This is a genomic window from Iodobacter sp. BJB302 (genome assembly GCF_002735645.1).
Taxonomy (GTDB): Bacteria; Pseudomonadota; Gammaproteobacteria; order Burkholderiales; family Chitinibacteraceae; genus Iodobacter.
Genome location: NZ_PDZG01000023.1, coordinates 20,349 through 38,229 on the forward strand (window position 1 = coordinate 20,349; position 17,881 = coordinate 38,229).

14 protein-coding genes, 4 tRNA genes and 1 pseudogene are annotated in these 17,881 nt (G+C 53.0%); 10 read left to right on the forward strand and 9 right to left on the reverse strand.

Annotated elements, in window-relative coordinates; genetic code table 11:
• The first annotated feature begins 407 nt into the window (after positions 1 to 407).
• The 3 genes from recB (at position 408) to recD (ending at position 6,940) form a co-directional block, all read left to right on the forward strand.
• Complete coding sequence (gene recB, locus CSQ88_RS09465; RefSeq protein ID WP_099397867.1) at positions 408 to 4,052, forward strand: exodeoxyribonuclease V subunit beta; 3,645 nt, start codon at positions 408 to 410, stop codon at positions 4,050 to 4,052.
• Between the two features lie 417 nt (positions 4,053 to 4,469).
• Complete coding sequence (locus CSQ88_RS09470; protein ID WP_099397868.1) at positions 4,470 to 5,099, forward strand: PolC-type DNA polymerase III; 630 nt, start codon at positions 4,470 to 4,472, stop codon at positions 5,097 to 5,099.
• 158 nt (positions 5,100 to 5,257) lie between these two features.
• Complete coding sequence (gene recD / locus CSQ88_RS09475; protein ID WP_099397869.1) at positions 5,258 to 6,940, forward strand: exodeoxyribonuclease V subunit alpha; 1,683 nt, start codon at positions 5,258 to 5,260, stop codon at positions 6,938 to 6,940.
• A gap of 416 nt (positions 6,941 to 7,356) precedes the next feature.
• Here recD and CSQ88_RS09480 read toward each other — a convergent pair whose 3' ends face one another.
• From CSQ88_RS09480 to CSQ88_RS09495, 4 genes are all read right to left on the reverse strand, one after another.
• Positions 7,357 to 8,118, reverse strand: coding sequence for a class II glutamine amidotransferase (locus tag CSQ88_RS09480; protein WP_099397870.1), 762 nt, complete (start codon positions 8,116 to 8,118; stop codon positions 7,357 to 7,359).
• A 71-nt stretch (positions 8,119 to 8,189) separates the two neighbouring features.
• Positions 8,190 to 8,975, reverse strand: a complete 786-nt coding sequence (locus CSQ88_RS09485; protein WP_099397871.1) for an enoyl-ACP reductase — start codon at positions 8,973 to 8,975, stop codon at positions 8,190 to 8,192.
• Between the two features lie 150 nt (positions 8,976 to 9,125).
• Positions 9,126 to 10,109: a folate-binding protein YgfZ gene (locus CSQ88_RS09490; protein WP_099397872.1), complete on the reverse strand. Its 984-nt coding sequence runs from the start codon at positions 10,107 to 10,109 to the stop codon at positions 9,126 to 9,128.
• Between the two features lie 206 nt (positions 10,110 to 10,315).
• Positions 10,316 to 11,575: an AsmA family protein gene (locus CSQ88_RS09495; RefSeq protein ID WP_099397873.1), complete on the reverse strand. Its 1,260-nt coding sequence runs from the start codon at positions 11,573 to 11,575 to the stop codon at positions 10,316 to 10,318.
• 72 nt (positions 11,576 to 11,647) lie between these two features.
• Between CSQ88_RS09495 and CSQ88_RS09500 the strand changes: the two genes are divergently transcribed.
• From CSQ88_RS09500 to CSQ88_RS09515, 4 genes are all read left to right on the forward strand, one after another.
• Positions 11,648 to 11,723 (forward strand) — tRNA-Asn (locus tag CSQ88_RS09500).
• Positions 11,724 to 11,774: 51 nt separating this feature from the next.
• Positions 11,775 to 11,850: transfer RNA gene (locus tag CSQ88_RS09505), tRNA-Asn, on the forward strand.
• An 84-nt stretch (positions 11,851 to 11,934) separates the two neighbouring features.
• Positions 11,935 to 12,010 (forward strand) — tRNA-Asn (locus tag CSQ88_RS09510).
• 82 nt (positions 12,011 to 12,092) lie between these two features.
• Positions 12,093 to 12,168, forward strand: a tRNA-Asn gene (locus CSQ88_RS09515).
• Between the two features lie 123 nt (positions 12,169 to 12,291).
• Here CSQ88_RS09515 and CSQ88_RS23350 read toward each other — a convergent pair.
• Entirely contained in the window at positions 12,292 to 12,414 is a 123-nt protein-coding gene (locus tag CSQ88_RS23350; RefSeq protein WP_257212542.1) for a hypothetical protein, read from the reverse strand.
• A gap of 14 nt (positions 12,415 to 12,428) precedes the next feature.
• On the opposite strand from CSQ88_RS23350, the pseudogene CSQ88_RS23155 reads away from it, so the two are divergent.
• A pseudogene (locus CSQ88_RS23155) lies at positions 12,429 to 12,692 on the forward strand (PaaI family thioesterase); the annotation flags it as partial.
• On the opposite strand, the gene CSQ88_RS09525 reads toward CSQ88_RS23155, so the two are convergent.
• Together CSQ88_RS09525 and CSQ88_RS09530 are read right to left on the reverse strand one after the other, a co-directional pair.
• A complete protein-coding gene (locus tag CSQ88_RS09525; protein ID WP_218963054.1) occupies positions 12,689 to 13,480 on the reverse strand; it encodes a class I SAM-dependent methyltransferase in 792 nt (263 codons plus the stop codon). The pseudogene CSQ88_RS23155 and the gene CSQ88_RS09525 overlap by 4 nt on opposite strands.
• The gene (locus CSQ88_RS09530) at positions 13,477 to 14,277 is read right to left on the reverse strand and encodes a zinc-dependent peptidase (RefSeq protein ID WP_180273612.1); all 801 of its coding nucleotides are present in this window, start codon (positions 14,275 to 14,277) and stop codon (positions 13,477 to 13,479) included. The genes CSQ88_RS09525 and CSQ88_RS09530 overlap by 4 nt, the downstream gene beginning before the upstream one ends.
• A gap of 132 nt (positions 14,278 to 14,409) precedes the next feature.
• On the opposite strand from CSQ88_RS09530, the gene CSQ88_RS09535 reads away from it, so the two are divergent.
• A complete protein-coding gene (locus CSQ88_RS09535; protein WP_099397875.1) occupies positions 14,410 to 15,525 on the forward strand; it encodes an exo-alpha-sialidase in 1,116 nt (371 codons plus the stop codon).
• Positions 15,522 to 16,034 carry a hypothetical protein gene (locus CSQ88_RS09540; RefSeq protein WP_099397876.1) on the forward strand — a complete coding sequence of 171 codons (513 nt, stop codon included), beginning with the start codon at positions 15,522 to 15,524 and terminating at the stop codon, positions 16,032 to 16,034. The genes CSQ88_RS09535 and CSQ88_RS09540 overlap by 4 nt, the downstream gene beginning before the upstream one ends.
• Positions 16,035 to 16,040: 6 nt before the next feature.
• On the opposite strand, the gene CSQ88_RS09545 is transcribed toward CSQ88_RS09540, so the two are convergent.
• Both CSQ88_RS09545 and prmB read right to left on the reverse strand, forming a co-directional pair.
• Positions 16,041 to 16,799, reverse strand: coding sequence for a biotin/lipoyl-binding protein (locus CSQ88_RS09545; RefSeq protein ID WP_180273613.1), 759 nt, complete (start codon positions 16,797 to 16,799; stop codon positions 16,041 to 16,043).
• 161 nt (positions 16,800 to 16,960) lie between these two features.
• On the reverse strand, positions 16,961 to 17,869 hold the full coding sequence (prmB, locus tag CSQ88_RS09550) for a 50S ribosomal protein L3 N(5)-glutamine methyltransferase (protein ID WP_099397878.1): 909 nt from the start codon (positions 17,867 to 17,869) through the stop codon (positions 16,961 to 16,963).
• Positions 17,870 to 17,881: the final 12 nt, after the last annotated feature.

Sequence of the window (17,881 nt, forward strand, 5' to 3'; positions counted from 1 at the left end):
CTTCCTTTCTTGTACGGCCAAGAAACGAAGCTAAAGAAGGCCGCCCCGACCAGCACGAAGGCCCCTCACTGCGGACAATCGAGGCGGCGGCTGCGGGACTCGCTTCGCTCAAACATCCTCGCCGAAACCCCGCCCCGCTTGTTCCTCGCTTCGGCGTGCTTCAAGGGGAGGATTTAAGCCCTGAGCGAAGAGCGCGTTTATTGCATTCCCTGCTGTTTGCTAATAACAAACCTTAATTTCAGTTTTCAACTGTTAACGCAGACATAGCCTTTGAAAAAGGGGGGTAAGGGGATTTGCCTTTCAACTGCCGTTATATGGCCCAAAGATATTACTCAGCGTCATCACCAAGTCAGGCTGAGCCTTTATAATCCCCCTACCGCTCATCTTCCACCCCGCCTGGAATACCCATGAATCTTCGCCCCTTAAATCTGTTTGAGATGCCATTAGCTGGCCCGCATATGATCGAGGCCAGCGCGGGCACGGGCAAGACTTGGACGATTACGGGTTTATATACAAGGCTGGTGATTGAGCATGGCTTAAAAGTGCCAGAAATTTTGGTGGTCACCTTTACCGAAGCCGCCACTGCCGAGCTGCGCGATCGTATCCGTGGGCGGCTTGCCGAGGTGTTGGAATCTTTCGAGGGGGAAGAAGCGCTTGATCCGTTTTGTGAGCAGCTATTAATCCAGCACGCAGATCGGCGAACCGAGGTGATGCGCCGCTTGCAGCGTGCCATTGCCAGCCTGGATGAGGCGGCGATTCATACCATTCACGCTTTTTGCCAGCGGGTGCTTATCCAATCCGCCTTTGAAAGTGGCGCTGATTTTGGTATGGAAATCCTCAGCGATACCGGCCCTGTGCTGGATGAAATTGCTGCAGATTTTTGGCGCGAGCAAGTCTACCCTGCTGATGCGATTTACACCGAGTATTTACTTAAAAGCAAAGCCAGCCCCGAAGAATGGCTGCGGGTGGTTTATGGCCATTTAGGCCAGCCGCTGCTGCATACCGTGGAGCTGGGAGTCGCTGCCGATACCGCAGAATTAAGCGCCGCCCTGCCCGCAGCTTTTGAGAACTACCGCCAGCTTTGGAGTAAGCATTCAGCAGTCATTAAGGAAATGTTGCAAGGGCTGTCTGCCAGCAAGGCCTTAAAGCAAACCAGCTATAAGCCAGAGCAATTAGAAAAAGTCTTTTTGCTGATAGATGACCATATCGCGGGCAATGGTGGCTGGCAGGATATCGATAGCAAGGAGCTGGTGAAGCTCAGCAGCAGTAAGCTCATCAGCGGCACAGCCAAGGGGAAAATACCGCCTGAACATGCTTTTTTTGATGCAGTGGAATTACTAGCAAGCTTAATTAATGATCTCAGCACAGCTTGCGAGTTGCGGCAAAAGCAAGGCCTGGCCGAGCTGCGCCGCCGCTGTGATATCGAGCTGCCCGAGCGCCTGGCCCGCCGTCAGCAATTATCTTTTAACGATCTGCTGCTGCGCGTGTGGCAAGGCCTGACTGCGGAAGGCGGCGAGCGCTTAGCCATGGCCATGCGCCGCCGCTACAAAGCCGCGCTAATTGATGAGTTTCAGGATACCGACGGTATTCAGTACGATATTTTCTCGCGCGTGTTTGCAGATGGCAGCACGCCGCTGTTTTTGGTGGGGGACCCTAAGCAGGCGATTTATAGCTTTCGCGGCGCGGATATTCACGCCTATCACCAGGCCGAAGCCCTGGTCGATGCCAAGGAAAGCTTAGACACCAATCAGCGCTCGGTGCCCGCTTTAGTCACGGCGGTAAATACCCTGTTCGAGCGGCCTGGCGAGGCTTTTGTTGATCCGCATGTCAGTTTTAGCGCGGTAAAAGCGGCGAGTAAACCCCGGCCGGAATTGATTGTTGATGGCGAGAATGACACATCAGAAATGAAAAGCGCCCCTTTTCGCTTCCAGTTTTTGCCCGAGCCTGAAGGCGTCTCAGAAAAAGGCGTGCAAATCAGCTGGCCCAAGGAAACCGCCAATCATCTGGCCGCCCAAATCACCGCACAAGAAATCGAAAGGCTGCTGCGTTTGGCAGGGGAAGGCAAAGCCAGGCTGGCAGATAGTCCGCTCTCTGGCGGCGATATGGCCGTGCTGGTTCCTGATCGTTTTCGGGCCAAAGCCATGCAGGATGCGCTTACCCAGCTGGGCGTGCCCAGCGTGCTGAGGGTAAGAGACAGCGTTTGGGAATCACAAGAGGCCGTTGAGCTTTACTCTGTGCTGGCCGCGATCAGTGAGCCAGCCAATCAGGGCCTGGTACGCGCCGCGCTGATCAGCACCCTGCTGGGCAACAATGCCGCCACCCTGCTGCGCTTGGAAATCAACGGCTGGGATCAGATTGCAGACGCCTTTGCCCACTGGAAAAAACTCTGGCAAACGCAGGGTTTTATTCCAATGTTCAGAGAATGGCTGGAATACCAGGGTTTGGATGGGCGCAATGTGGCGCAACGCTTACTTTCTTTAACAGATGGCGAGCGGCGGCTGACTAATCTGTTACAGCTGGCCGAGCTGCTACAAGCACACAAAGCCACCGGTATTGAGCAGCACCTGGCGTGGTTTAGCCGCCAGAATAAAAACGCAGGCGATGAAGCCCTGTTGCGCCTGGAAAGCGATGAAGACCGCGTGCGCATCGTTACCCTGCACGCCAGCAAGGGCCTTGAATATCCCATCGTGTTCTGCCCGTTTTTATGGGATGGCCGCCTGCTGGGCAAGCACACCGAGGCGGTACGCTATCACCAAAACGACAAAGCCTGGCTGGATTTAGGCAGCGAAGATTTTGATGAGCATAAAGACAGCGCCAAACGGGAAGCCTTTGAAGAAAAACTGCGCCTGCTTTACGTGGGCCTGACCCGGGCAAGGAATCGCTGCTATATCGTATGGGGCAATATTGGCCTTAAAGATGGCCGGGGCTATGCAATCAGCGACGGCCTGTCGCAATCGGCTATGGCCTGGCTGCTGCATCCCCTTACCGGGGAGCATAGCGATGTATTAGAAGCACAAAAAGAGCATCTAAAAGCTTACGATCATGAGACCCTGCTGGGCGAAATTACGGCAATGTGCGCACAAAGCCCCGAAGTGTTTGCCCTGCACGATGCGCCCAGCGGTGCGCGCACCGGCCTTAAAACCGCCCCAACCGAGCCACTGGTGTTTAAGCCCTACCTCGGCAAAAAGCTCTACCCCACATGGCGGGTGGCCAGCTTTTCTGGCATGACTGCGCACAATCATTCCGAAGGGCCAGACAGAGACAGCGCCAGCAATGCGCCAGAAACCGATTCATCCGCAGCCCCCGAAGGCCGATCCGTATTTAGCTTCCCCGAGCGGGAAGCCGCCGCCACCGTGGCCGGTACTTGCCTGCACGCCATTTTAGAAGAATGGGATTGGCTAGATGCCGATGCGCTGCCCGCCACCACGGCCAAAGAGCTGGAGCGCCATGGTATCCCGGAGCATTGGCTAGAAATCGTCAGCCAAATGGTGCAAGACACCGTTTCTGCGCGGCTCGATGGCAAGGCGCTGACCTTAGCCAGCATCCCGCCGAAAAACCGCGTAGCAGAAATGGAATTCACCTATAGCGTGAGCCACTGCCAGCCCGAACGCCTGATCGCAGCGCTGCAACATCCATCGCTGCCACCTGAATTTCGCGCCGCCGCCAGCACCTTAGATTTCTTCCATATCAACGGCTTTTTAAGAGGCTTTATCGATCTGGTGTTTGAATACGAAAACGCATTTTACGTGCTCGATTACAAAAGCAACTGGCTGGGCAATAGCGTGGCCGATTACGCCCCCGCCCTTCTCATCCCCGCCATGGCCCAGCACCACTATTATCTGCAATACCTGATTTATTCAGCGGCAGTACGCCGCTTCTTACGCCAGCGCCTGCCCAACTTTAGCGACGATCAATTCGGCGGCGTTTACTACTTATTTATGCGCGGGCTGGGTAAACAAGACGGACAAAACGGCGTGTACTTCAGCAAGCCTGGTATGGAATTGCTGGATGATATTGAAGTGGCGCTGATGGGAGTGTCTGCAAAAACCTAAGATCGTTGCCACAGAGAAAACCCAAATCTTGAACCACGGAGGAAAAGGAGAACACGAAGGGGCACGGAGAAAAGCATATTTTTTAAAATGTGATTTGCTGTGCGTTTTTCAGTATTTAAGAACACCGTAAACTGGATTTATATCGTTGCTCGTTGCACAGGGCTTAAATTTCCCTTGAAGCCGCGACACAAGTATCCGTAGGGTGGGTTAGGCCAGAAAATGCATTAAAATATGGGCACAACAGTCTCTTGGCCGTAACCCACCGCAGCGCAGTGTCATGGTGGGTTACGGCCGAAATAGATCAGCGCACTTATAAGCATCAAGAGCGGCCTAACCCACCCTACGATGACCTTTTTCTTCTACAGAAATTGTGTAAAAAAATGACTTCCAAATAATATAAATGATTAAAAAGACCCCATGATTTCATTCAACCGCCCTATCGTGATGCTGGATTTTGAAGCCACCGGCATCAGCAGCAATACAGACCGCATCACCGAAGTGGCTGCACTGCGGATTGTTGACGGGCAGATTACTGATCGCTTTGTATCCCTAGTCAATTGCGGTGTGCGTATTCCCTACTTTATTACCCAGCTCACCGGCATCAGCCAGGCCATGGTCAACAAGGCCCCGCCTGCCAGCGAAGTGGTTCCGGCGCTGATCGAATTTATCGGCAGCGATGCGCTGTCGGCGCACAACGCCAGCTTTGACGCGAAGTTTCTATTGGCCGAAAGCCAGCGCCTCAATCTGTTGCCGCAATACCAGGGCCTGCACTGCACGCTTAAACTATCGCGCCGCTTATTCCCCGGCATGAGCAACTACAAACTCGCCACCCTGGCGGCAAGCTTGGGCATTCGCTTTCAAGGCACCGCCCACAGGGCCGAAGCCGATGCAGAAGTCTCGGCGCATTTACTGATCCATATTGCCCGGCACCTGGCCAAAACCTGCAAAATGCAGCAGATTGATTTGGACCTGCTGGATAAAATCAGCAAAACCGTCGCCGCCAAAGTGCCAGATTTACTCAACAAACAACTCGGGTATGCAAAATGAGTTAAATCTTGAACCACGGAGGAAAAGGAGAACACAAAGTGCCACGGAGAAAAGCATGAGAAATAAAGGTTTTCTCCGTAAAACTCCTCGCTCTCTGTGGTTCAAAATTTAGGTTTTCCATTTAGACTTTTTTACCCGTTTCGCCTCAAGAGCATCCCATGCCAGACTTTGCCTTTGAATTAAGCCGTAGCTTCGAACGCCTCTGCGGGCCGCAATCGGATGAGCTGCACACCACCCTCGCTAAGCTGTGTGCGGCGCTGGCGGCGGGGCATAGTTGCATTAAAACTGCGCCGCTGAGCAGCCCCTTAATCGGCAGGCCGGGCGAGTTTAAGCCCTTAACTCAGGACAAAGACCGGCTCTATCTCACCCGCTACTGGTGGTATGAATCGCAGCTGGCCACGCGCCTGCGGCAATTGGCAGGGGAAAAATGTGATGTGGATCTGGCCAGGCTGGCCACGCTGCTGGATGAGCTGTTTCCTGCATCCGGCATTCAGCCAGACTTACAAAAAGTAGCGGCCGCAGCAGCAGTGATGCAAAAGCTGACGGTGATTTCCGGCGGGCCTGGCACGGGTAAAACCACCACCGTGCTGCGTATTCTGGCCGCTTTGCAAATCATGGAAGGCAACACCCTGAGCATTAAAATGGCAGCGCCCACCGGTAAGGCGGCAGCCAGAATGAGTGAATCGGTGCGGGAGAGAAAATCCAGCCTGGCTGTATCGCCTGCAACACTGGCCGTTATCCCAGAAACCGCATCTACTCTGCACCGCTTACTGGGGCCGCGGCCCGATGGTAGTTTCAAGCATCACGCGGCTAATCCACTGGCGCTGGATGTGCTGGTGGTGGATGAAGCATCGATGATCGACTTGGCCTTGATGGCGCAGCTGGTGGAAGCCCTGCCCGCGCACGCCCGGCTGATTTTACTCGGGGACAAAGATCAGCTGGATGCAGTGGATGCCGGTGCGGTATTTGCCGAGCTGTGTAGCTTAAAATCACCCGGTGCCGATTTTATTCAGGCGCTCAAAACCGCAACGGGGGTGGAAATTGCTCGCAGTAAAGCCCCGGCCAGCAGCGTGGGCAATGCAGTAATGAATTTAGAACACAGCCACCGCTTTGCCGCAGGCGGAGGCATTGGCAAGCTGGCGAGCTTGGTGAATTCGGGCGACGCCAAGGGCGCATTGGCACTCTTGCAGCCGGATGATTTATTTGCCGAGGCAGAAACAGAATTAGGCTGGCAGCCCAATAGCAAAACGCTGCTCAGCCGCTGCGATCAGGGCTACGCGGCTTACTGGCAGGCCGTGCTGGCAGGCGATGTGGACGCGGCGTTTGCCGCCTTCGATACCTTCCGCGTGTTAACTGCCTTACGCGAAGGCCATGCTGGGGTAATGGGGGTGAATCAGCAGTTGGAAGCGCACTGGCAGGCCAGAAACTTCATCCCCGAAAACAGCCTCTGGTACGCAGGCCGCCCTGTGTTAATCACGCAAAATGATTACGGCGTGCAGCTCTATAACGGCGATATCGGCCTGACCTTTATCCTGGAAGGCGCGCCCCGCGTGGCTTTTAAAGGCGAAGGCAATACCCTGCGCTGGTTCAGCCCCGCCCGCCTGCCCGCCCACGAAACCGCACTGGCCCTCACGGTGCACAAAAGCCAGGGCTCAGAATTTAACGAAGTGATCTTGTTGCTGCCAGACCAGCCGCACGAGCTGCTGAGCCGCAGCCTGATCTACACCGGCCTTACCCGCGCCAAAAAGAAAGTAGAGATTTGGGGAAGCAATGACGTACTGAGCAAAGCCATTGCCAAACAATCGATTAGGCAGAGCGGGCTGGCGGCGGCGTTGAGGTAGAGGGTACTAGTGGCGTGGTGAAGCAAACCCAAATCTTTAACCACAGAGAACACGGAGGACACAGAGTTTCACAGAGAAAACCAAATGATCTCAAGCCTTTGCTTTTACATCAGCAAACAAATAACAGAAATAATGGCTGTGCTCTCGGCACAGGGCTGAAAATCCCCTTGAAACACGCCGGAGTGAGGAACAAGCGGGGCGGGGGATCGCTTGGGAGCGAGGCAGCGAGCCAATCCCGCCAGCCGCCGACCCGATTGTCCGCAGCGCAGGGGCCTTCGTGTTTCGTGGGGTCGCCTTCTTTGCTTACTTTCTTGGCGAAGCAAGAAAGTGAGGCCCACGCGGGGGACGCCCGCACCTAAATCAACGTGCCGAAGGCACTAAAAAAGTCTTTTTGACTTTGCCTTCCTTACAATACCTTACCCTGGCATCCCATCCACAAAACACAGCAACTCACCTGGCTGCATTTTGATCCAGGTTTCATTGTCGGTCAGTGGCTGGGTTGCGATGACGGCGACCCGGTCTTTTTGCGTGGTGACTTCGGAAAAATCGACGCTGACATCCGTGTCATTCAGATGCGCCAGCGTAAAGGGGGCTTTGCGCACGATGTAATGCAAATCGGTACTGCAATGGGCAAACAAGGCGCGGCCATCAGAGAGCAAAAAGTTAAATGTGCCCACTGCCATCAAGGGGCTGGCCAGCTCGGCCAATGCCTGCTTCAAAACCGGCAAGGGCGGGCAGCTGACATAACGCTGGGCAAGCTCAGATAAAATCCAGCAAAAAGCGTGTTCGCTGTCGGTATTACCAACCGGCAAAAAACGGCTGCTGCTTAAATCCGGCCGCTCCGGCAAATTGCCATTATGTGCAAAAATCCAGTAACGCCCCCACAACTCACGGCGAAACGGGTGAGTATTGGCGAGGCTGATCTGCCCCTGGGTAGCCTTGCGGATATGGGCAATCACATTGGTCGATTTAATCGGGTAGGCACGCACCAGATCGGCAATCGGCGAGCTGGCCGATGGCAGATAATCCAGAAACATGCGGCAGCCGTCGCCTTCAAAAAAAGCGATTCCCCAGCCATCAGAATGATGATCTGTCTGCCCGCCGCGACGCCGGAACCCTTCAAAAGAGAACACGATGTCGGTAGGCACATTGCAATTCATACCGAGTAGCTGGCACATGGCCTTATTCCTTGTACATATAAATGCAAAAAACGCCCGTTACGGGCGTTTTCAATGGAGTAAAAGCTTGATCAGCTTTCCATTGCGCCCGCGCCGTGGCTAAAGCCACAGTCCACCATCACTACTTCACCCGTCATACCAGATGATAGGGATGACAACAGGAAAGCAGTTACATTACCTACTTCTTCTTGCGTCACATTGCGCTTCAGTGGCGTGCCATCGGCAGCGCGCTTTAACAGCGTGCTGAAGTTAGCAATACCCGCAGCAGCCAGTGTTTTGATTGGGCCTGCTGAAACGGCATTCACACGGATAGCACGATCGCCGCCTAAAGCAGCAGCCATATAACGTACATTGGCTTCTAATGAAGCTTTAGCCAAGCCCATTACGTTGTAATTAGGGATAGCACGCTCTGCGCCCAGATAAGTCATGGTCACTAAAGAAGCGCCTTCGCTCAGCATTGGGCGGGCAGCCTTGGCCAGGGCCGCAAAGCTGTAAGAGCTGATATCGTGAGCAATATGGAAAGCTTCGCGGCTAAGGGCATCAAGGTAATCGCCTTTCAGCGCTTCGCGCGGAGCAAAACCAATGGAATGAACCAGACCATCCAGCTTGTCCCAGTGCTTGCCAAGCTCAACAAATACTTGAGCAATCTGCTCATCACTGGCCACATCACAGGGCAGAACCAAATCAGTATCGAAGTCTTTTGCCAGATCAACTACGCGCTGGCGCAAGTTTTCACTTACATAAGTGAAAGCCAGTGTTGCGCCTTCACGTTTAGCTGCCTGAGCAATGCCGTAGGCAATAGAGCGGTCTGATAACAAACCGGTAATCAGGATTTTTTTGCCGGCGAGAAAGCCCATACAAACACCTTTAATATATGTAATTAAGATACAGAGGGCGGATTATAGACGAAACCGCGCCCATTGACGCCAATGATCATCGTGAACACTACTTTAAGCTTTGATTACACGCTGTAAATCAAAGCTTAAAGCGATGCTTATCGGTTGATCTTATAAAGAATAAGGTAGATCAAGCATTTCCAGCTGCGGGCCATCTGCTGCAGCTAAATGTAAACCATGCTCAAGGCTGGCAATCTGAGCCACCAGCAAGACTTCCCACACGCCTTTTGCTGCCTGTGCAGCCAACACCAGCTTACCACTGGCTTGGCCATTCATTTCACTACTAAATACATCCTGCCCTGCTTCGACCAGCTCTGTTGCAATACGGGCACGATACATACGGCGTTTCAGCTTACCCAAATATTGGGTTCTGGCCACAATTTCCTGCCCCGGGTAGCAGCCCTTGGTAAAGCTCACACCGCCAATTAAATCCATATTGGCCATCTGAGCCACAAAAGCCTCCTGTGTTGCGGCAGTAATCCATGGTGCGCCAGCCCGAATATCACTCAAGCGCCAAAGTGACTCTGCTGCAGCCACAATGCCTGCAGCGGCTAATTGCTGCCAGAGTGCAGGGGCTGCATCTGCGCTGATCACCAGCTGATAACGCTGGCCCGGCAAGGCAATCACGGTGCAGTTTTCTTTATGTACGCTGCTAAAATCAGCATCGGGCAAAGAGCCTAATACTGAGGACAATTTTTCAGCGGCCAAAGGGCCCGCAACGCCCAATAAGCAAAGCTCGCTGCTTGCATCTCTGGCCTTGGTTTTTGAGCGCATCACAAACATAGACAGACGCTTTTGAATGGCCTCCTGCAATTCTGCCGCAATCTGCAAGCAGTAATCATCCCCACGGCGAAACACCAGAAAACTAGCCAGCATGCGCCCCTTTGGGGTGGAATAACTTGAGTATTGCGCCGAATTTTCGCCCAAAGCCCGCACATCACTGGAAAGCTGGCCCTGCAGGAAAGGCTCTGTTTCTGCCCCGGTAAATGCAATCACCGCAAAATTTGTCAGCGGGCTCATCACAGCATTTTCTGCTAAGGCCTGCAGCTCGTCTGCGCCATGTTGCAATTCGCCCTGTAGATCTGTCCAAGCCATGGAGTGCCCTGCTGTTTGCTAGAAAAACGCCATTATAAAGATTTTCATGATGAGCAAGCGAATTGGCCGGAGATTAGCGGTGTAAATTTTAATGCAGGGTGTAAACAGCCCAAAGTAAGCTAAGCCCTGCAGAGAACATCAATCATTGATGCACTCTGCAGGACATTCATATCCGCTTAAAAATAAGGGGTTTTATCCGGGGAAAACTACTGAAGCAACTCATCAACTGATGTTGCAGGAGGCTGCTCACCTGTTCTGGCCGCATTACCAGAATTTAATGCAGGCTTGCTAAGATCACCAGACAGGCGAATTTGATTTGCAATGGCTAACACACCCGCTTGCAAGCGCCCCGAAACCGAGCCATTAATCCGGCCTGCCGCAATTTGCACCGCACCCTGCGCATTAAATTTACCCGCACCCAGTGCCATGCCTTGCAACTGCACGCTGTGATCACGGATCAGCATTTTCCCTTTTAAGGTATCAAAGCGCGTTTGCCCGCCGCGGCCTGCTGGTGTTTCACCCGCACGCAGCTGAGCTACTAAATCCATATTATGAATGGCCCCATCGCGCAGCAAGAAACTGGCATCGACCTGCGGATGCGCAAAAAGCTTTAAATAATCTGCGGCGCTATATACAAACTGCACTTCTGCATCCATGCGGCCGGAAACAAACGTAGCCGGGCTGAATATTTTGCTTAGCGGCTCGGTATGAATCCCTTTTGCCAGCAGCTGCCCTTGTAAGTTCCAGTCTGTTTGCCGGGTTAGCTGTGCCTTACCGCTTAAAACACCGCCATAGGTTTCACCACGGATATCGTCAATCAGCAGGCCTTCCGGTGAGCCTTCGCCGCTTAAATACAATCTTTCAAAGACCACCGGATAGCCAAGAGGAAGCTCCCAGTTGCTGGCTTGTACCGTTACGCCAATATTGTCACCCTTAGGTTTGATATGCACATCAAGATGCCCTTGTTTATCAGCCAGCTGCAAATCGCCCATGGCACCATTTTTGGCAAACCGGATCACGCCATCAATCGGCCCCAGCTCACCCTGATCTAATAAAACGCTGGCCTTCGTCAGCTCCACATCACCCAAAGTAATGCGATCTTGCTCGAGTGCGGCAAAGCGTTTTGGCAAAGTAAATGCAAGCGCAGGCTTTAATTTCACCCCTGCCACGGTTACATTTTTCAAACTTTTACCATGTTGAAGCACGTTAAACAGGCTGAGCGGCACACTTATTTGCTCAATTTTCCCTGCTTCACCATCAATTTTTACGTTATTAAGCGTGAAAACGGGCCAGGGCTGATAGGAAAACTCGACCGTTTCGAGTGAAACTTGCGCCTGTAACAGCGAAGAAAGACGTTTTTCCAGCTGTGGTTTATAGTTATTCAAAGGCAAAATCAGCGGCAGACATACAATTACTACAAAGAATAAAAGTAAACAAAACAACAGTGTTCTTGTTTTTTTCATCATAACGTCTCGAATAATTCATACTTTATGTTGACAGAAAGGAGTTCGGATTCTACCATACGGGCCTTCATCGATTCCCTGATAGCTCAGTTGGTAGAGCGACGGACTGTTAATCCGCAGGTCCCTGGTTCGAGTCCAGGTCGGGGAGCCAAAGAATCTTACGATACTAGGCTGCGATGATAAAGTAGGTAAAAGCTGTTATTCCCTGATAGCTCAGTTGGTAGAGCGACGGACTGTTAATCCGCAGGTCCCTGGTTCGAGTCCAGGTCGGGGAGCCAAATATTTAAAGGTGCTGCTGAAAAGCAGCTTCTTTTTTCTGAGGTATAGCATTTAGCGCTCAGAAATAAAAAAAACAGTTTTATTCCCTGATAGCTCAGTTGGTAGAGCGACGGACTGTTAATCCGCAGGTCCCTGGTTCGAGTCCAGGTCGGGGAGCCAATATTTAAAGGTGCTGCTGAAAAGCAGCTTCTTTTTTCTGAAGAAAAGTATTTAAGTCCTCAGAAATAAAAAACCGTTTTATTCCCTGATAGCTCAGTTGGTAGAGCGACGGACTGTTAATCCGCAGGTCCCTGGTTCGAGTCCAGGTCGGGGAGCCAGTTAAAAAACCACAGTGCAAACTGTGGTTTTTTTTCGTCTGCTGTTTGCCCGCCATGCTACCTTAAGCACCTTCCCAATTGAGCATTTACGCTATGAATCCAAACGAATTCACGGGCCTGCAATTACTGCAAGCCATGGCCGATGGCAAACTGCCTGCGCCTTCCATTACCCAAACCATGCCGATGAGCATGGTGCATATCAGCGAAGGCCTGGTGCGCTTTACCGCGCAGGCCGATGAGCGACATCTGAACCCTATGGGGGGGTGCACGGCGGTTTTGCCGCCACCGTGCTTGATTCAGTCACCGCCTGCGCTGTACACAGCATGCTGGAGGCAGGGGCCAGCTACGCCACAGTCGATTTAAATGTAAAAATGGTGAAAGCCATTCCTAAAAACACTGAGCTGATGGCCGAAGGCAAGATTTTGCATATTTCTAAGAGCATCGGTGTTTCAGAAGGAAACATCAAATCAGCCGATGGCACCCTGCTGGCCCATGCCACCGCCACCTGCGTGATTCGGCGCTAGCGGCTCAATGGCAAATAGCCATCAAAGCGCGTACTTTCCCCGCCAAATACAAAATCAGGCTTCACACCAGCCATAACCGGAGCAATGCGCGGGCGCTTTACAATCACGCGTTTTTTAGCAATTTGCCTTGCAGGAAATAACAAATCATTCGCATCCGGATCATCACCAATCACGGTTTGGAACGCGGCCATTTCTTTTTTAGATTTGGCGCGTTTTGTCGGGTCTGGAAACATCGGGTCTAAAAACACCACATCAAACTCGGGCCCGGCAAGCGTGGGGTTAAATAAATAACTAAAACCCTGCCCGGCCAAAAATTTAGCCAGCTCCTGATGGCCATCGCCAAAAACCAAGCGCATTCTGCCCACGATCTTGCCAATAGCCGCATCGGCCTGTGCACGGCGTAAGCCATCTAATAGCAGGGCAACGGCTACAGGTGAGCGCTCGATCAGCGTGACTTCACAGCCCAAAGAAGCCAAGACAAATGCATCCCGGCCAAGGCCTGCCGTGGCATCCAGCACTCTGGGCACGTACTCGCCTTTAATCCCTACCGCTTTGGCCACCGGCTGACCACGCCCGCCGCCAAATTGCCGGCGGTGCGCGGCGGCTCCGCCGACAAAATCGACCGCTACCGTGCCTTTTTCGCCGATAGTCACCAGCTCCAGCCGCTCATTTTGCCAGCAAAGATAATGGGCAACTCCCTCGGGCAATTCACTCCAAAGCGGCAAGCCCAAAGCGACTATTTCTGCGCATAGCTCAGGGCTGGCCCCTGCTTGCAACAGGCCCATCATACCCAGCCCCCCATCACGGGTCGGTAAGGAAGCTGCGGCCTGCGCGCAGCGGGGTTCTGGCGATAAAATAAACTCAGTTGTTGATACACGTCGGGATAGCTCTCAAGCAATAAATGGGGGGCAGCAAAGAACGTTTCGCTGCACACAGCCAGACATTCTGCCGGATTTTCTGCCGCATAGAGATCAATTGTGCCGGTTTCGCCCATCGCAGCCTGCCGGCTGATGGCCTGAAACGCCTTAGAAAACACTTTTTTCCAGCGTGCATAGCTCATGCCCTGATGCAGCGGCGGGCAGCCATTGGCGCTGCCAGAGCGCATATCCAGCTTATGCGCCATCTCGTGTATCACCACATTGCTGCTTGGGTGATAAGGCGCTTCAATCACATCCATCATCGATAGCAAAACGGCGCCCTGATGCCGCGCCTGCCCGGATAAAACACGTATTTCCTGATGCACAAGGCCAATTGAATCAGTGTAAAGATCACGGCTGATAAAACGCCCCGGATACAGCACCACCTCCTGCCAATCGTCATAAGCATCAAAGCCCAGATTAAGAATCGGCAGCGTGGCCTGCACGGCAATCAGCAAGCGCAGCTCATCGTCGATCTCCAAACCATGCACCGGCGTAATGGTTTTTGTATGCAAAAACCATGCGGCGTGGTCTTTGAGCAGGGCCAGATCAGCTTCATTTAAGCCACGCAATAAAGGCAGGAGCAGCACCTTTTGCCACAAATGATCTTGTACAGGCTGGCTGGCCAGATAACGCCGCCGGCTGCGCTGGCGCAAAAAATTAAACATAGGGCTCATCCAGCAAAGGGCATATCCAATGAGATGGGCATGGTTTTATGCAAATCAAGCTGGCAACGGCGGCCCGGAGGTTTTCTCCCTGGCAATATCAGGTAAACTCGCTGACCTTACTGAATCGATCAAATGACAATGACGCTAAAAAGCTCCACTTTGCTGTTTGGCTTAGCCGCAGCATGCTTACTGGCGGTTAACTACCAGAAAAGCCCTGCAGACATGCGTTTTGCGCTTACAAAACAGCCACATCTCACCGCCAGCACGCCGCAAATGGAAGTGCAACGTTTACGCGCCCCCGTTCCTGCAGCGCATAGCGCCAGCATCATTGCACTGCCCAACGGAGAACGGATTGCTTTTTGGTTTGGCGGCAGCCGTGAGGGCGCTACCGACGTGAGCGTCTGGGCTTCGCGCTATCAGAATGGCCAGTGGATTAAGCCATGGATCGTGGCCACGCCTGCTCAAAGCTCTAAAGATCAGTGGCGCTATATTAAAAAAGTAGGTAACCCCGTGCCGGTGCTCGATAACCAGGGCCGCCTGCAATTATTTTATGTTTCGGTGTCGATGGGGGGCTGGGCCACCAGCACGCTCAACCGCATGATCTCGGCCGACAACGGCCACAGCTGGGCGCCCGCAAGTAAAATCATCACCAGCCCCTTCTTTAATTTATCTACCTTAGTGCGCACCCATGCCGCCCAGCTTGAAGATGGCGGATTTTTGCTGCCTGTGTATCACGAGCTGGCGCGTAAATTTGGTGAAATCCTGCAATTTGATAAAGACGGCAAACTCGTCCGCAAAATCCGTATGAATGCCGAAGGTGAAAACCTGCAACCCGGCATCATTGCCTACAGCTCTACCGACGCCTTTGCCCTGCTCAGAAACAGCGGGCCTTCCCGCCAGCTTTTACTGCAACAAACTCACGATGGCGGGGCCAGCTGGTCGCCGATTCAAAATCTAAATGTAAAAAACCCTGATTCAGCCATTGCAGTGGAACGCATGCCAGACGGCAGGCTGATTATGGCGCATAACCCGCGTACAGACGGGCGCAGCGAATTGGCACTCAGCGTATCGCCTGATGGTAAAAACTGGAAAAAAGTAAAAGTGATTGAAGATAACCGAGGCATGGAGTTCTCCTACCCCACCCTGCTGGTTAACGACGAAATCATGGATCTGGTCTACACATGGGAGCGCTCTGAAATCCGCCATGTACGCTTTAACCGCGCCTGGCTGGATGGAGAAAAATCATGATTGCATCTCTTACAGGACTACTGCTCTGGGGTACTACCGGGGCGGCGCTGGCCGCTGCGGGCTGGAAAAAAAATCGCTTATTAATCGCCACCGGCGCACTCCTTATCATTGGCTCGCCTTGGTTACTGGGCCTCTTGAGTATGCCCAGCCTGGCAACGCTGGGACTTGCCTGCGGCGTATTATTTAAACAAAAACTACGCCCGGCCTTAGCCGCCTGGCTGCTGATCAGCGGGCTTGCGCTCTATTCATCGGCGCTGGGATTTTGGGCTTTTGATGTGTATGCGCTGGGCTATGCGCCGCAAGTGCTGCTAATCTGGTGCGCCATCTCGCTTGCCCTTGCCTGGCAGCAGGGGCATAAAGCTTTAGCAGTCGCCTGGCTACTCGCTTTGGCACTGTTTCCGCTTGGTGTGCTGGAAAGTGCCAATCTGTGGGATGCCATGCTCGACCCGATGGCGATGATCACCGGTGCGGTGGCTTTATTGCTGAGATTAAAATCAAGGCCTGATTAACTGGCATTATGCAACAGCAAGCCAAATCTTGAGGCTAAGCCAATTGTTTTTCATTAGCAAACAACGAAAAACGTAACTTAATTTGCTCTGGCGGCAAAAGCTTAACCACGGGAGCTCCGGCTTTAATTCATGCCCCTCCCTGTAAAGCGTGTCCACCACCAGAGCGGATTTGGGCGAAGCCACGCTTTTTTGCTCTACCAGCCACCTGGCTTGCTGCAAGGCGGCCTCAGCAGCTGACCATTGCGCCCTGGCGGCTTTGAGCTGCTGATCGCGGGCTGGAAGCGCTGCAACCTGCTGTTGATTTTGTAATTCGCGCACACGGGCGGCGCTGCTTTCGGCGGCGGCAAGCGCCTCATCCGCCTGAGCTTGCGAAACGGCGTGCTCGGCATAGAGCTGGCTGATGCGATTTTTTTGCCGCAAAGCATCATGAGCGGTGGCTCGGGCCTGAATCAGCTGCTCGGCAATCACGGCGATTTCCGGGGCGCGTTTTCCCGACTGCAAATCCTGCCACTGCGAATGCGCGGCCTCGGCCTGCTGCTGTGCCTGATTTTGAGCAGCCATTTCTTTTTCGGCATCTAAGGCAAATAAGGGCGCTTTGGCAGGAACCTGCTGGCCCCGCTTCACCCAAAGCTGATCAAGCCGCCCTGCCTGTGAAGAAGAGATATACACATAATCCCCTTCCGCATAGCCCTGATAGCTGGCCCGCTCTGGCGCACTGCATCCGGCCAGCAGCCAAACCAAGCCGTAAACCCAAGATGGCCGCATACGTATCCCTGTGAAAACTTTCTTCAGCCTAGACCTTGCACCTAAGAAAGTCATAACAAGCACGGTGGGATCAAGCAATACGCTTTAGCGCATAAAAAAAAGGTGCAAGAAAATAGTATTTTCTTTGCACCTTTTTTGAATCCAAACTGCAAATAAGCCGTTTACATCCCCGCCTCTACCAACATTTCACGCGTCAGCAGGAATACAAAACCATCGCCGCTTTCGGTATCCAGCCACACAAAAGGCAGCTCGGGGAAACTGGCTTCCAGCTCGTCGCGGTTGTGGCCAATTTCTACCACCAGCACGCCCAGCGGATTCAGGAAGCGAGTCGCTTCTTCCAGAATACGGCGGGTAATATCTAAGCCGTCTTCACCACTGCCAAGGGCCATTTCCGGCTCGTGCAGGTATTCCGGCGGCAGCTCTTCTACCGAATGCGCGTCTACATAAGGCGGATTAGAAATAATCAGATCGTAGAGCTCGCCTTCCACTGCGCTGAATAAATCTGAATCCATCAGATCAATGCGCTCGCCCAAGCTGTATTCCAGCACATTAATTTCAGCCACATCCAGCGCGTCTGGCGATAAATCCAGCGCATCAATCGCGGCATCAGGGAAGGCATCGGCCATCACAATCGCAAGGCAACCCGAGCCGGTACACAGATCCATCGCGCGGTGAATCAGCTCAGGGTATTCAATCCATGGTGTTAAGCCGCCCTCACGGATAATCTCGGCAATAAACGAGCGCGGCACGATGGTGCGCTCATCCACATAAAATTTGTACTCACCCAGCCACGCTTCCTTGGTTAAGTAAGCAGCCGGTTTGCGGGTTTCTACACGCTCTTTTAATACCGCCAGCACTTGCGTTAATTCTTCTGGCAGTAATTTTGCGTCGTACATGGGCTCTAAGCGATCAAGCGGCAATTTCAGCGTGGCTAAAATCAGATAAGCCGCTTCATCCCATGCGTTGTCAGTACCATGGCCATAAAACAATTCGGCCGCGTTGAATCGGCTGACCGCAAAGCGATGTAAGTCGCGCACGGTGGTTAAGTGTTGCGAAGCGTGATCAAACATTGCGCTATTCCG